This is a genomic window from Proteus sp. PR00224, from assembly GCF_016238105.1.
Classification (GTDB): Bacteria; Pseudomonadota; Gammaproteobacteria; order Enterobacterales; family Enterobacteriaceae; genus Proteus.
Genome location: NZ_JAEHQU010000006.1, coordinates 61,298 through 76,257, shown reverse-complemented (window position 1 = coordinate 76,257; position 14,960 = coordinate 61,298). Strand labels below are relative to the sequence as shown.

The following is a 14,960-nucleotide window of genomic DNA, read 5'->3' as shown; positions in this document are numbered from 1 at the left end:
GAGATTTCTATGATAAAAGATTATAAACGTTGGATAGTATTACTTTTGGTATCTAGCATGCTGTTTCTCATTGTTGTTGATGTAACCGTGCTTTATACCGCATTGCCACGTTTAACTTATGATTTAAACGCAAGTGCTTCAGAAAAACTTTGGATAATGAATGCTTATCCATTAATTGTTGCTGGATTATTACCCGCAGCAGGTATGCTAACCGATAGAATTGGTCATAAAACGCTGTTTATCTGTGGTCTTCCTCTTTTTGCGATTGCCTCTCTATGTGCTGCTTTCTCACCGACAGCAACCACTTTAATTGCTTCTCGAGGTTTTTTAGCCGTGGGTGCCGCAATGAGTATGCCTGCAACACTATCAATCGTGCGCCAAGTTTTTAGCGATCCACAAGAGCGAGCTATTGCGATTGGCATTTGGTCTGCGGTTGCTTCTGGCGGAGCTGCTTTAGGGCCTTTAATTGGTGGCATGTTACTTGAACATTTTTGGTGGGGTTCTGTCTTTTTAATTAACGTCCCTATTGTGCTTATTGTCTTGCCGTTCTCTATTTGGCTTATTCCTAAGTTTTCGGGATATGGTGATCATAAAATTGATTATTTAAGCTCAGTACTCATTTTAGTGGGTTTGATCAGTACTATTTATGCCTTAAAAGAGATAGGAAAACCTTATACACAGTGGAATGAAGCGACGATTGCCGCCATTATTGCCGTAGTTTTCCTCACTCTATTTACTCTACGCCAACGTAAACAGACTCACCCGATGATTGACTTTAGGTTATTTAAAAACCGCTTTTTTAGTATCGGTATTTTAATGGCCGTACTTTCTATGGTGATCATTGTAGGCATTGAATTATTGCTTAGCCAGCGTTTACAGCTTGTTGCGGGTTTTACTCCACTGAATGCAGCGCTGGTCATTTTACCTATTCCTATTGGCTCTGTACTTGCTTCTCCCTTGGCAGGTTATTTCTTGGTGCGTTTAGGTGAAGTTCGCTTAATTATTGCTGGATTTATGCTTACTTTGGTGGGAAATCTGTGGTTAATTGCTGTTTATCAAACAACATCTCCAATGGTGTTAATCGGTAGCTTATTCTTAATCGGCTTTGGTTTAGGTATTATCTTTACCTCGGCATCTACGTCAATTATGTTGAGTGTCGCAGATAGGCAAGCGGGAATGGCGGCATCAATTGAAGATGTAGCTTATGAGCTCGGTAGTGTGATTGGTGTGACATTTATGGGCAGTTTGATGAGTACCGTGTACACCTTAAAACTGATATTACCTGACTCATTAACAATTGATGATGCGGTATATGACAGTTTAGATGAGGCTCTTATTGTGGCAGAAAAATTGCCAAATGACATGGCTTCTCTTGTGATATCTCAAGCAAATATCGCCTTTGAAAATGCCTTTTTTGTCGTGCTAACCGCGACCGCAATTATTACGGCACTTAGCTTAGTGGTTCTACCTTATTGTTTACGGAATGAGGTGCGAAAGTAAAATTGTTTTGATAATAGCTATTTGCACATTTTTGTAGAAATTAAAGGACAGTTATCTCCTAGGTGACGTTGTTTTCTGTCACGACTTTGTTTACCTGAAAGAAACTGTCGTTTAAAAATTGCATAAATTTTTAAACCATTCGAATATTCAATAGTTGGATTTTCTTCAGACTGAGTTGTTAACCAATCAGAGCAATCATGTTCCACAATAACACATTGTTCTTTAAGAATTAATCCCACAAACATATCTCTATACTAAAAGAGAGCAAAGTATAAAAGAGATAAAATAATAGAACTATCTTCTAAAGAAAATATTTATTAAGAATACTATTCCTACTTATTTAAATAAAATTAACATCTAACTTAAAATAAGAGTATATCTATTTTTAAACTCAAAAATTATCTATATTTAATTTAATTAGAGAATTATTTTATTATTCATATTAAAACCGATCAATATCCAATGCATCCATACTAAAATGAGAAGGCGATTGTCCCATCTGTTTTTTAAACATTGTTGAGAATGAGCCAGCGCTGTTATAACCCAAATCAAAGGCAATCTCGGTAATACCGCGTCCTGATAAGATTTGTGTTAATGAATTTAATAAACAGACTTGCTGTCGCCATTGTGAAAATGACATTCCTGTTTGCTGACGAAAAAATCGGCTAAAAGAGCGCTCACTTTTATGTAATTTATCTGCCCACTGTTGCGGTAAAGAATCTATTTTAGGATTACGGATAAAATCACGGCATAATTTAGCTAATTTACTGTCTTGTGGAATAGGCGCAAAAAACGGTAATGGTTTTGCTTTCGATAATTCACATAGGATTAACTGCATTAAAAGACCATCTCGCCCTTTTTTGTCATATTCCGCAGGTACATCAACAGCTTCAAGTAACAACTGACGAAAGAGAGGAGAAACACTTAACACTTCACACTGTTTACTATGACGAGGAGCAGCAGAAGGCTCGATATACAAGCTTCGCGTACTCACATCTAACATACGAGTTTCATGCCCTGTTTCTGGCGGTATCCATACGCCACAAGACGGTGGAATAACCCACTCACCATCATTGGTACTCACTTCAATTAAGCCTGTGGCAGGATATAAAAATTGAGCTCGACGATGTTGATGCGTTTCTAACAACGTATTAGGCAGATAGTCTGTACCTAGCGCAATAACATCTCGGTCAAGTGAATCAACGCTTTTTAAAGGTACATTTCTCACAATTTAAACCACTCTCTTTTTATTTTCTTCCTTTTAATATAGCAGTTATCCCACGCTCTACACACTGGCAAATAATAACCTATATAATTAAAATCGTTATATATTTAAATATATAGCTAAAATACCTTATGCGAAATTTCAACCTTCTTGATATCTATTTAACAAACCCTATTAACAATCAAAAAACGAGCTTTTAACACCTCTCGTAAATAGGCTGAAATTCAAATGTCATTGTCTGGTTTTAGAATGTTGGCAAAAGATTAATCAACTACTATCCCTCTCGCAGAGGTTATTTCGAGCATTCTGCAATTATCTATGCATTCAATAATAATGCAGCGGATACCAGACATTCCCTTTATTCATAGCCTAGAAAAAACACGCACATTCTTTATATCAAGTATCGGGTATATCGGGATCCGCCTATTATGTTTAAGGTAGAGTTCATTATGAGCAATCAGTCCGATCACGATAGTGATACAAAGAGCATTCTCAACGATGTTAGCCGCCGTCACTTTATTCAAGCGAGCTCAGCATTAGTCACCCTTCCTTTTCTCGCATCAAACTCTTTTGCTGCGACAACAGATAACGCTATCCCAGTAAAATCAATAACAACCGAAGATGAAGAGCGCGTTGTTTCAACCTGTAGTAGCTTTGACTGTGGAGGCAAATGTGACATTCGTGCCCATGTAAAAGATGGCAAAGTCACCCGTATTAGCACACGCCCAGATGCTGATTTAGATGAAGAGATGCCCATTATGCGTGCCTGTGTACGAGGCCGTGGTTATCGTAAATTTGTCTATCACCCAGACCGTTTAAAATACCCAATGAAACGCGTTGGAAAACGTGGCGAAGGCAAATTTGAGCGCATCAGTTGGGAAGAAGCCACCACGCTTATCGCACAAAATATGCAACACATTAACCAGCAATATGGTCCAGCGTCTCGCTTTGTGAGTTTAAGTACGGGCGTTACTGGCGGTATTTTCTCAGGTGCGAATATGTTACGTCGCCTGTTTAATATCACTGGCGGTTTTCTGGAAAATTATCACTCTGTCAGTAACGGCAATACCCTTGCGGTCACGCCTTATACATACGGCACCGCAGCCAGTGGCAGTACATTAGATACGTTAGAAAATACCCCTCTCGTGATTTTATGGGGTCATAATCCTAACGAAACTATTTTTGGTCATTCAAACCATTTTTTCCAAAAAATGAAGAAAAACGGCACTAAATTTATTGTCGTTGACCCTCGTTATTCTGATACCGCCTCTTCTTTAGCTGATCAGTGGATCCCTTTATTACCCACGACAGATAACGCGATGATGGATGCGATGATGTATGTCATCGTCAGCGAAAACCTGCATGACCAAGCCTTTATTGATAAATACACAATCGGCTTTGATGAGCACCAAATGCCAGAAGGTGTGGGTGAAAATGAGTCTTTAGTTGCCTATTTAATGGGTAAAAAAGATGGCATTAAGAAAACCCCTGAATGGGCTGAAACCATCACTAAAGTACCTGCCGATACTATTAAACAATTAGCGCGTGAATACGCATCGACAAAACCTGCTGCATTAATGCAAGGCTGGGGGCCTCAACGTCATATTTGTGGTGAACGGACGGCGCGTGGCGCTACTTTACTCGCCACTATCACGGGGAATGTGGGAGTGCGTGGTGGTTGGGCTGCGGGTTATGGAATGGCATTAAATTCTGAACTGCGTAAAACCATCGCAGGGCCAAGCCTATTAATCAACCCAGTAAAAGCGAAAATCAATATCACCAACTGGGTACAAGCGTGTGAAGATAAAAGTTTAGTCACACCACAAAATGGGTTACTGAATGCAGAGAAACTTGATACTGAAATCAAGATGATTTTCTCAATGGCCGGTAACTACATGACAAATCAAAATACCGATATTCTTCATGCTGCGAAAGTACTTGAAGATGAATCGAAAGTCGAGTTTATCGTCTGTAGTGATCTCTATCTTACGCCAAGTGCAAAATACGCCGATATTTTACTACCAGAAACCAGCTTCCTAGAACGTTGGAACATCGGTGGTACATGGAGTTATGGCGACTACATTATTCTTTCTGAAAAAGTAATTGAACCTGAGTTTGAGCGTCGCACTGACTACGATTGGTTACGTGAAGTTGCCGATAAATTAGGGGTAGGCGAACAATTTAGCGAAGGCAAAGAGACTGACCGTGATTGGATTGAATATTTAGTTAATGACGCGAGTGTTAAACGTCCTGAAGACGGTATTCCAACCTTTCAAGAGCTATTGGTTAAACGCCGTCATCTCTTAAAACATCGTCCTCATACTCAAAATGTGGCATTTGAGAAAAATATCCAAGATATCGAGAATAACCCATTCCCAACACCATCAGGAAAAATTGAGATCTTCTCTAAGCGTTTATATGACATGAATAATGTCGATATTCCTGCGCTTTCTCATTATGTACCCGCAATTGAGGGCCCCGAAGATACGTTAACGGATAAATTCCCTCTGCAACTTATCACATGGAAAGGGCGTAACCGCGCAAACTCAACACAATTTGCTAACCCTTGGTTGCAAGAAGTCCAACGCCAAGAACTGTGGATTAATCCGTTAGATGCCCTAGATAGAAACATCAAAGAGGGCGAGAAAGTCAAAGTGTATAACGATCGCGGGGTAACCATGGTTCCCGTCAAATTAACACAACGAATTATGCCTGGTGTTGTCGCCTTGCAAGCAGGTGCTTGGTGGCAACCTGATGCAAAAGGCATAGATCAAGGTGGATGTGCCAACGTATTAACATCATCTCGTAGCACCGCAATGGCACACGGCAATGCTCACCAAACATTATTGGTCGAGGTAGCAAAAGCATGAGTAAATTTATCGTTTATCCCGCAGTGAGTAGTAAACAGTTAGGATTTTATATCGATAGCGCTCGCTGTTCAGGTTGTAAAGCGTGTCAGGTTGCGTGCAAAGATAAAAATAACCTCGATGTCGGGCGCAAATTTCGTCGTGTCTATGAAATTACGGGTGGCGGGTATACCCGAAATCCTAAAGGCGCACTGATTAATAATGTCTTTGCTTACACCTTATCTATCTCTTGTAACCATTGTGACGATCCTATTTGCGTTAAAAATTGCCCAACAACCGCAATGCATAAGCGTGAAGGTGATGGCATTGTGATGGTAGATACAGACAAATGTGTCGGTTGTGGTGCTTGTGCGTGGTCTTGCCCTTATGGCGCACCACAAATGAACCCAGAAACCAAACAGATGTCAAAATGCGATTTTTGCATCGATTTACAGCAAAAAGGTGAACAACCCGTTTGTGTCGCTACTTGTCCGTTAGGTGCAATCCAATTTGGCCCTATTGATGAACTACGTGAACGCTATGGCGATTTAGATTATGTCACGGGTTTACCTTCCCCTGAAATAACGCATCCAAACCTTGTTATTAACCCACATCAGGGTGCCAATAGTGACGGAATTAATAATAAGGGAGAAAGAAAATGAATGAATGGTCATTATTAATCTTCACATTTATGATGAATGCGGCCATTGGTCTTGCGCTAACAACAGGGCTTTTTGCTCGCCGCCTTTCTCATTATCTCAATGCAGAAAGCTACTATCGCTTTATGCTATTGGCCTTATTTGTTATTTGCGGACTAGCAGGTTTAGGCTCTATTGCCTCAATCACTCACTTAGGTGTGCCATTAAATGCCCCAAATGCGATTAGAAATGTTTTTTCCGCTTGGCTAAGTCGTGAAGTTGCTATCACAGCTATTTTTGTCGGTTGTCTAGGCTTAACCTTTTTATGGCTCTGGCGCACTCGCAAACTCTCAATGCTGTTATTAAGTACCAGTATTCTGATTGGGTTATTTGATATTTATTGCATGGCATCAATTTATCGCCACACCTCCATTTTGACATGGATGGATAACAACACGTATGTGATGTTCTTCGGGGCAATGTTAACGCTAGGTGCTGCAATTTTCTTTTTATTGTTCAAAATAGTGCAACGTGTCGGAAATAAGTTAGGTATTGAAATACCACAAACCTCTTTCCCAATGCGTTGGAAATGGCAACTATGGGGAATAATAGCAGTTAGCTTAATGGGTCGATTATTGTATCAACCTTTTTATGAGCAATATTTAACTAGCACTCTATATAGCCAAAAATCGGTGACATTCCCGTTATCACCTATTCAAGTCTATTACTCCATTGGTTCGTTACGGACTACATGCTGGATCTTAGCAACCTTTGCAGTATTGGCTTGTGGTTATAGTTTAGTGAAATTCCTAGCCCCTAAAAATCAAGAGAAATCCACTGAGTCTATTTTTGCACTTGGCTGTGTTATCGCAATTATCGCGGACTTTATGTTGCGCTATGTTTTCTACTCAATTCACTAATTGCCATTGAGTATGTCGTTTAAATAATAAAAAAAACAAACCTCATTAATCGGGGTTTGTTTAAGGAAATATCAAAATTATGAGCAGACTCTCTTATTATGCGGCTGCATTTAATTTATTGGGAATTTGTTATTTGTTCCCACCTGATGATGACACCAATAAAACTGCACTCAACTTTTTTAAAACTGGGGATTTTGTAGCACAGTGGCCTTGTAAAATTGAAAACCGTCTGTGTGAACGTTTAATTGATTCTGTGTCTATCGATACAGAGCAATTAAAAACCCAATGGCAAAATCTTTTTGTTGGCCCTAATGCATTGCCTGCCCCACCTTGGGGTTCGGTCTATTTAGATCTTGAAGGTTTATTACAAGGGGATTCTACCCTTGCGCTGAGTGAATTTTTAAAACGGGAACGTTTAAAAGTAAACACGCCTTTTCCAGAGCCTGTTGATCATATCGGTTTGATGCTATTTCAAGCGGCGGTATTGGCATCGGAAAAAAAAGAAGAAGCAGTTAATGAATTATTTTCCCTTCATTTAACCACATGGCTACCTCACTATTTAAATAAATTAAAAATGAGTGGGTATAGCCAATTTTATAGCACATTAACAGAACTGGTAACCATCACGGTGAACGCATTCAGAAAATAGAAATTTATTAACAACTTATCATCCTAACATAATTATTTAAGGTAATTTGGACCACGCACCCAAATTACCTTTTTTCATTTAGAACATCCCTTTTAAAATTATGATAATTTTAATCCCAAGCGTTTTGTTAAACGACGTAAATTAGCCGGATCAAGTGATAATTCTCGCGCGGTTGCTGCCCAATTTTGGTTATTACGCAGTAATGCTTGTTTGATTAAGTCTCGCTGAAATTCGTCCGTTGCTTCTTTTAGATTTTTTTCTTCTGAAGGTAACATTTGAGAACCAGAGTGAACTGGATTTTCAGCTCCTAAAGCAAAATGGCTCACTTGTAAAATAAGGCTATCAGTTTTATTTCCCGCTCTGGCTAAAACAATCGCTCGATGAATGGTGTGTTCTAATTCTCGCACATTACCTGGCCAAGAATAGTGTAATAAATAAAGGCGTAATTCTGGGCTAATAATCACTTGAGTAAGATTAAAACGTTGACGATATTGCTCACAAAAATAACCTACTAATAGCAGAATATCTTCGTCTCTTTCTCGTAATGGAGGCACATGCAGAGGGAAAATACTTAAACGATGAAATAAATCAGCACGGAAATTCCCCGCTAATACTTCTTCCCATAAATCACGATTTGTTGCTGCTAATACACGCACATTAACGCGTAAATTACGATCATCACCAATACGTTGAATATCACCATATTGTAAGACACGCAGTAATTTGGCTTGCAGTGATAATGATAACTCCCCTATTTCATCAAGAAATAACGTTCCGTTATCTGCCATTTCAAATTTACCACTACGATGACTAATTGCTCCTGTAAAAGCCCCTTTCACATGACCAAATAATTCACTTTCCGCCACGCTCTCAGGCAGTGCGGCGCAATTTAAATAGACTAACGGATTATCTGCACGATTAGACATTTCATGAATGGCTTTTACCACCAGCTCTTTACCCGTTCCCGTTTCGCCACTCACTAAAATATTCATATCTGCGGGTGCAACAATTTCTATCTCTTTTTTCAGTTGCATCATTGAAGGCGATAAACCAATAATTTCTGTTTTTACTGTGGGCTTAAACGTATTGGTTGGCGTAAATAACATATTTTGATTTTCAAGTTGCTCAATCAATAATGCATTATTTAATGCTCCTGCGGTTAATGCAGCAATTAAACGTAATTCTTCATCACTAAAGGTATCAAACTGATTAGGGTCCATTCCATCAAGCGTTAACGTACCAATTAAGTCTTGTCCCGCAAATAACGGCAATCCCACACAAGCATGCACTTTTAAATGCTCTCTATCCGGAATAAGCCCATCATAAGGATCGGGTAAATCACTATCCGCAGGAAAACGAACAACATCCCCAGCACGCGCAATAGTTTCAAGGCGTGGATGCCCTTCAAGTAAAAAGCGCCGCCCTAATACATCAGGCACAAGACCATCTATCGCCAATGGAATAAACTGATGAGGCTCATAACGAAGCAGAGCGGCTGCATCGCAATTTAGCACTTGCCGAAGCGTGGTCACAAGGCGTTGAAACCTATCTTGATGACCCACATCTTTTTGTAATTCAATGGCAATTTTAGCCAGCACATCAACAGAAAAGCCCATAAAAACACCTCATAGTCATTATGACTGTTATTATGGTCATTTTGACATGATAAAGATAGTCATATTGACAATATATAAATAGCCAACAAAATAAAAAACGTTATAAAACAACAAATTAAAAAATGGCACGCTTCTTGATTATATCAATACATATCCCTATGAAAAGATTAATGAGAAGGAACAATACAAAATGGCTATTCATGTTAAAAATAATGTTAATTGGGTTGGACAACGTGACTGGGAAGTTCGTGATTTTCATGGCACTGAATACAAAACATTATTAGGCAGTAGCTACAACAGTTACCTAATACGTGAAGAAAAGAATGTGCTTATTGATACGGTTGATCATAAATTCAGCCGTGAATTTGTGCAAAATTTATGCACGCAAATTGCTCTAGAAGAGATTGATTACATTATTATTAATCATGCAGAAGAAGATCACGCTGGCGCACTCACTGAGCTGATGTCTTTTATACCTAATACCCCGATTTATTGCACAGCAAATGCCATTGATTCAATCAATGGTCATCACCATCATCCTGAATGGAATTTTAATATCGTTAAAACAGGCGATAGCCTAGATATTGGTAATGGCAAGCAACTCATTTTTGTTGAAACGCCAATGTTACATTGGCCTGACAGCATGATGACCTATTTAACGGGAGATGCGATTTTATTTAGTAATGATGCCTTTGGTCAGCACTATTGTGATGAACGGTTATTTAACGATGAAGTTGACCAAACTGAATTATTTGAACAATGCCAACGCTATTATGCCAATATTTTGACGCCATTTAGTCGCCTTGTAACACCCAAAATTAATGAAATTTTAGGCTTTAACTTACCTGTTGATATGATTGCTACTTCTCACGGTGTGGTATGGCGTGACAACCCAACGCAAATCGTTGAATTATATCTAAAATGGGCAGCAGACTATCAAGAAGATCGCATCACTATTTTCTATGACACCATGTCAAACAATACACGAATGATGGCAGATGCGATTGCACAAGGTATTAACGAAATTGACCCTAACGTATTTGTAAAAAGCTATAACGTCGCCAAAAGTGATAAAAATGACATCATCACTAGTGCTTTTCGTTCTAAGGGTGTTCTAGTCGGTTCATCGACAATGAATAATGTGATGATGCCAAAAATTGCAGCGATGCTTGAAGAGATGACAGGCTTACGTTTTCGTAATAAAAAAGCGGCTGCTTTCGGGAGTTATGGCTGGAATGGTGGCGCTGTTGATCGCATTCAAACTCGCTTGATGGATGCCGGATTTGAAACCGCACTGGCGCTAAAAACCAAATGGCGTCCAGATATGCAAGCACAAGAGATTTGTCGTGAATATGGTCGTGAAATTGCACGTCAATGGGCTTTAGCGCCACTTCCTGCAACCCAATCTTGTTGTACAGTCTCATCACAACCTGAAGTTACCACAAATATTGAAGCTGTCGATTTAGGTCCTTGTATGCAATGCAGTGTGTGTCAATGGATTTACGATCCTGCAATTGGTGAACCGATACAAAATGTTCAACCTAATACGCCGTGGAGTGAAGTACCTGATAACTTCTTATGCCCTGAATGTTCATTAGGAAAAGATGTCTTTGATGCACTTGCCAAGGAGGCAAAATGAGTAAAGACCTTCTCAGTAATGGGATTGTCATTATTGGCGCGGGCTTTGCTGCGCGCCAATTAGTGAAAAATATTCGCAAATTTAATGCAGATATTCCTATTACCCTAATTGCATCAGACAGTATTGATGAATATAACAAACCCGATTTAAGCCATGTAATCAGTCAGGCACAAAGTGCCGATGATTTAACGAAACAAACGGCTCAAGACTTTGCACAACAATATCAATTAGCAATTCATCCTTATACGCAAATTACGGATATTAATACGGATGAAAAACGTATTCAGAGCATGCAAGGCGAACAATGGTATTACGATAAATTAATATTAGCCACTGGTGCCAAAACCTATTGTCCGCCAATTTCAGGGCATGAGTTAATGTTGACGCTCAATAGCCAACAAGAGTACCGAGCTTATGAAACGCAAATTCATCACGCTAAACGTGTGTTAATTTTAGGTGCTGGGTTAATTGGTACTGAATTAGCGATGGATTTTAGTCGAGCAGGTAAAGAAGTGATCCTTGCTGATATTTCTGGGCAATTATTATCGTCGCTGATCCCATCTGATCTCAGTGGTCGTTTACAATCAAGCCTAACAGAAATTGGTGTGCGTTTAATGCTCAAATCACCGTTACAGTCATTAACACAAACCGATAACGGAATTTTAGCGACATTTAATCAACATCATCAATTAACCGTTGATTGTGTTATTGCCGCGACTGGGCTTACACCAAATATAGAGCTTGCTTATCTTGCAGGCTTACATACTGACCGTGGGATTATTGTGAATGAATATCTGCAAAGCAGTGATAAAGATATTTATGCCTTAGGTGACTGTGCACAAATCAACGGTAGCTTATTGCCATTTTTACAGCCAATACAATTGAGTGCGATGCATTTAGCAAAATCACTTGTAGGTGAAAATAATGCGCCACTTAATCTACCGCCAATGATTATTCGGGTAAAAACGCCTTTAATGCCACTGCACCTTGCCGGTGAAACCGCACGTAAAGATTTAACGTGGAATATTAGTACAACACAATCGGGCATTATCGCTAAAGGCTTTGATAAAAATGATGTATTACGTGCCTTTGTGGTAACAGAAGAGCAGGTAAAAGAAGCGTTTGCTTTATTAAGAGCACTGTCCGCTTAATTTAAATCTCTTCTCTAATTTTGACCTCTTAAACGACAAAAAGCACCTCAAGAGGTGCTTTTTGCTGAAACAATACAAATTCGAATTTGCAATATTTTACAACCTTGCTTGTTGCCTTATCCGCTCTCTAAGGAATATACATTTTGATCCTTACGATCTGACCGTATATCAGGGTGCAGCGCGGGCGACGTTCGATAATTTATAGAGCAGGACCACTCATACCAGCTCTAGCGCAAGTAATATACGGATAATAAATACAATGCAAGTCGCCTAATAAAAACTGATTCACCGCTCACCTTGAGTATCTATCAACAAACGCTGATTTATATAATCAATAGTCTCATCTATCGTCATAATATTATTAACGACATTCGTAATACCTTGTCCGATAATAATCTCGGCTTGGCGTAAATTAAATAACTTACCATTAGGTACCGAAGATTCTCGTATTCCCTTATTAATTTCTTGATAAGCCAATGTCATCCATGGGTAACGATGGCTAATTTCTTGGTTATGGCTGAAATTTTGATGATTACTGTTTCCACCTAATAAAATTAGGTGATCCATCACCATTGGGGAATAAAGCCAACGATAAAATTGCTCTGCATATTGTGATTTTTGGCTATAACGTGAAACGCCTAATACGCCACCGCCTAATTGTGGAATACTTCCGGGCACAGGTGCAAAACCTGTTTTAGGTAAAATATTGCTATGAGCGACATCGTTAAATAAATTCATATAAGCGATAAGCATAGCAAGATGACCTTGCTCAAATTGTCTAACTGATTCACTCCACCATTTATTATCAATATTTTCGGTGATCGACAATTGCTGTAGATATTCTTCTAATATTTCACCCGCTAACGGCATTGCTAATCTAGGAATATTATTACTTCCTATTAAACGCCCACCTTTTGCGTAGTAACGTAATAAATATTCTGTTGCAATGAGCCCTGCACTCCCTAATGTTGTTGAAGCGCCCATTGGACGATTTAATTGCCCTTCTTCATGCTGTTCAGTAAAAAACTGCGTTACATTATCGTATTCTTCGAACGTCGCAGGCACCGTTAATTCATTACCGGTTTTTTCGTAATACATTCTTTTTAGAATAGGATCTTCAAACAAGTCTTTTCGATAAAACAGAAGTTGCGCACTGGCATCAAAAGGCATGGCGTAAGCAACATTATTGACTAAACTAAATTTCTGTTGAGTGGGCAATGAGAAATTATTTAATAAATCCGTTAGTCCATTACCGATCTTATCTAATGGCTGCAATATTCTTTCCGCAAACCAAGGAAAACACGCCATATCAATACGCAGCAAATCATAATATGGATGTAAATGTAGCTGACTCAATATTTGATAAACTTCATCATAAGGGTGTATCGCCAAATTAACTTTAATTCCTGTCTGGCGATAAAAATGGGGCAATAGTTTTTTTAATGCACTGGTTGAAGGACTAGGCAGAATAAGCAAATTAAGATTTATATCTGCTTTATCCTCACATATAACCGCAGCGGTTTGCGTATAAAGATGATCACTTTGATTACGCACATAAATGGCATTATTTGCTGTTATCTCTCCCTCATCGGCATCTTGCATTAACGCATCAATTACTTCTAACCCAAGTTGGGCATAGTTCATTGGAAAGTAATACAACCCTTTTAATACAGGTGGAATATTATCGCTCAATGCAAAAATAGGCGGGCAATCATTATGGCTACCGAAATAACTGGCTTGTGTTAAATAACGTGCTTTTTCTATATCTTGAGCAATAAATATGTCTGGAATTTGCTCCATAGAAAAGAAATCAAACGCAATTTTATAGCTCTCTTCATCTGACGCGCAAAGCACCACATTTTTTTTATTTGGTGCGTACTTCAAAAGTCGATGTTGTAATTCATTAACAAAAATCTGATTATTTAAATAATCACTATTGCCAATAAAAATGCCGACCAATTTACCGACAGTTTTTGCTACCTGTTGGCAAATAGCCTCTGCCGCTTGAGCAAAATCGAGTGTAAAAAAACGTTGTGTATTGAGTGGTTGGCGATAAATAAATGCAATTTGAGAAGGGGACAATTTTAACGTGTCAAAATAGATATTCGCATCATTAAGGCAACTCACGGTGATCACTTGCTTATAACCACCTGCTGCAATTTTCTGTAATAGCTCTAACTCTGTGGTTTCAAGGTCATCCGTTAAAAAAAGATCGTAAGTAACCTCAGGAAAATGAGCGATAGATTGTCTTAAAGAATTAAAGAAAACAGCATATTTTTCAGAAACTAATTGAGGTAAAAGTATCGCAATTTTATGGCTTTTATTGGTTCTTAACAGTTGAGCCTGTGTATTTAATTGATAACCCATTTGTTTGGCGGCTTGATACACAGCTTCAATTTTCTCAACGCTTACATTTCCACGCTTGTTCAATACGTTAGAAACAGTACCATGAGAAACACCTGCTAATTTTGCAATATCTTTTATCGTTGCCATAGACCTTTTTCCATCTCAATTTCCGCTTTCACTAGCATACCTGAATTATTTATCTCGACTACCGATAATTAATTTGAACGTTCCATTTAATAATTGTTTATAAAACAATCTTTTATTACTTGTCTCAAATAAATAATTATCAATATCAATTAAAAACTCATATTCATATTAATCAATAAGATAATAAAATTAATTTGAATAAGATCACTGATCTGATCTTCATTTATTGGCAAAGACTCTTCATCATTTTATTATTGGAACGTTCAAATTTATCTATGTCTTA

General features: G+C 38.5%; 10 protein-coding genes and 1 pseudogene. 7 read left to right on the top strand and 4 right to left on the bottom strand.

Annotated features, from left to right (window positions below; genetic code table 11):
* The first annotated feature begins 9 nt into the window (after positions 1–9).
* Positions 10–1,500, top strand: coding sequence for an MFS transporter (locus tag JEP71_RS11650; protein WP_198626273.1), 1,491 nt, complete (start codon positions 10–12; stop codon positions 1,498–1,500).
* 38 nt (positions 1,501–1,538) lie between these two features.
* On the opposite strand, the pseudogene JEP71_RS17700 reads toward JEP71_RS11650, so the two are convergent.
* Together JEP71_RS17700 and JEP71_RS11645 are read right to left on the bottom strand one after the other, a co-directional pair.
* Positions 1,539–1,739: pseudogene (locus tag JEP71_RS17700) on the bottom strand (hypothetical protein); the annotation flags it as partial.
* 203 nt (positions 1,740–1,942) lie between these two features.
* The gene (locus tag JEP71_RS11645; RefSeq protein ID WP_198620123.1) at positions 1,943–2,728 is read right to left on the bottom strand and encodes an AraC family transcriptional regulator; all 786 of its coding nucleotides are present in this window, start codon (positions 2,726–2,728) and stop codon (positions 1,943–1,945) included.
* A 446-nt stretch (positions 2,729–3,174) separates the two neighbouring features.
* Here JEP71_RS11645 and JEP71_RS11640 point away from each other — a divergent pair, with 446 nt between their 5' ends.
* From JEP71_RS11640 to JEP71_RS11625, 4 genes are all read left to right on the top strand, one after another.
* On the top strand, positions 3,175–5,595 hold the full coding sequence (locus JEP71_RS11640; protein ID WP_198626272.1) for a DMSO/selenate family reductase complex A subunit: 2,421 nt from the start codon (positions 3,175–3,177) through the stop codon (positions 5,593–5,595).
* Positions 5,592–6,233, top strand: a complete 642-nt coding sequence (locus JEP71_RS11635) for a DMSO/selenate family reductase complex B subunit (RefSeq protein ID WP_198626271.1) — start codon at positions 5,592–5,594, stop codon at positions 6,231–6,233. Before JEP71_RS11640 ends, JEP71_RS11635 begins: the two co-directional genes overlap by 4 nt.
* Positions 6,230–7,129 (top strand): dimethyl sulfoxide reductase anchor subunit family protein, encoded by a 900-nt coding sequence (locus tag JEP71_RS11630; protein WP_198626270.1) that lies wholly within the window; start codon positions 6,230–6,232, stop codon positions 7,127–7,129. The genes JEP71_RS11635 and JEP71_RS11630 overlap by 4 nt, the downstream gene beginning before the upstream one ends.
* 79 nt (positions 7,130–7,208) lie before the next feature.
* Entirely contained in the window at positions 7,209–7,778 is a 570-nt protein-coding gene (locus JEP71_RS11625; protein ID WP_198626269.1) for a molecular chaperone TorD family protein, read from the top strand.
* Positions 7,779–7,876: 98 nt separating this feature from the next.
* Here JEP71_RS11625 and norR read toward each other — a convergent pair whose 3' ends face one another.
* On the bottom strand, positions 7,877–9,394 hold the full coding sequence (gene norR / locus JEP71_RS11620; protein WP_198620128.1) for a nitric oxide reductase transcriptional regulator NorR: 1,518 nt from the start codon (positions 9,392–9,394) through the stop codon (positions 7,877–7,879).
* A gap of 190 nt (positions 9,395–9,584) precedes the next feature.
* Between norR and norV the strand changes: the two genes are divergently transcribed.
* The gene (gene norV, locus JEP71_RS11615; RefSeq protein ID WP_198626268.1) at positions 9,585–11,033 is read left to right on the top strand and encodes an anaerobic nitric oxide reductase flavorubredoxin; all 1,449 of its coding nucleotides are present in this window, start codon (positions 9,585–9,587) and stop codon (positions 11,031–11,033) included.
* Positions 11,030–12,184: an NADH:flavorubredoxin reductase NorW gene (gene norW, locus JEP71_RS11610; RefSeq protein ID WP_198626267.1), complete on the top strand. Its 1,155-nt coding sequence runs from the start codon at positions 11,030–11,032 to the stop codon at positions 12,182–12,184. The genes norV and norW overlap by 4 nt, the downstream gene beginning before the upstream one ends.
* Positions 12,185–12,469: 285 nt before the next feature.
* Here norW and JEP71_RS11605 read toward each other — a convergent pair whose 3' ends face one another.
* A complete protein-coding gene (locus JEP71_RS11605; RefSeq protein ID WP_198620131.1) occupies positions 12,470–14,677 on the bottom strand; it encodes an extracellular solute-binding protein in 2,208 nt (735 codons plus the stop codon).
* Positions 14,678–14,960: the final 283 nt, after the last annotated feature.

Bases quoted from the DNA above. Each gene is read 5' to 3' on its own strand.
- JEP71_RS11650 (WP_198626273.1), top strand. From the start codon at position 10: ATGATAAAAGATTATAAACGTTGGATAGTATTACTTTTGGTATCTAGC.
- JEP71_RS11625 (WP_198626269.1), top strand. From the start codon at position 7,209: ATGAGCAGACTCTCTTATTATGCGGCTGCATTTAATTTATTGGGAATT.
- norR (WP_198620128.1), bottom strand. From the start codon at position 9,394: ATGGGCTTTTCTGTTGATGTGCTGGCTAAAATTGCCATTGAATTACAA.
- JEP71_RS11640 (WP_198626272.1), top strand. From the start codon at position 3,175: ATGAGCAATCAGTCCGATCACGATAGTGATACAAAGAGCATTCTCAAC.
- norW (WP_198626267.1), top strand. From the start codon at position 11,030: ATGAGTAAAGACCTTCTCAGTAATGGGATTGTCATTATTGGCGCGGGC.
- JEP71_RS11630 (WP_198626270.1), top strand. From the start codon at position 6,230: ATGAATGAATGGTCATTATTAATCTTCACATTTATGATGAATGCGGCC.
- norV (WP_198626268.1), top strand. From the start codon at position 9,585: ATGGCTATTCATGTTAAAAATAATGTTAATTGGGTTGGACAACGTGAC.
- JEP71_RS11635 (WP_198626271.1), top strand. From the start codon at position 5,592: ATGAGTAAATTTATCGTTTATCCCGCAGTGAGTAGTAAACAGTTAGGA.
- JEP71_RS11605 (WP_198620131.1), bottom strand. From the start codon at position 14,677: ATGGCAACGATAAAAGATATTGCAAAATTAGCAGGTGTTTCTCATGGT.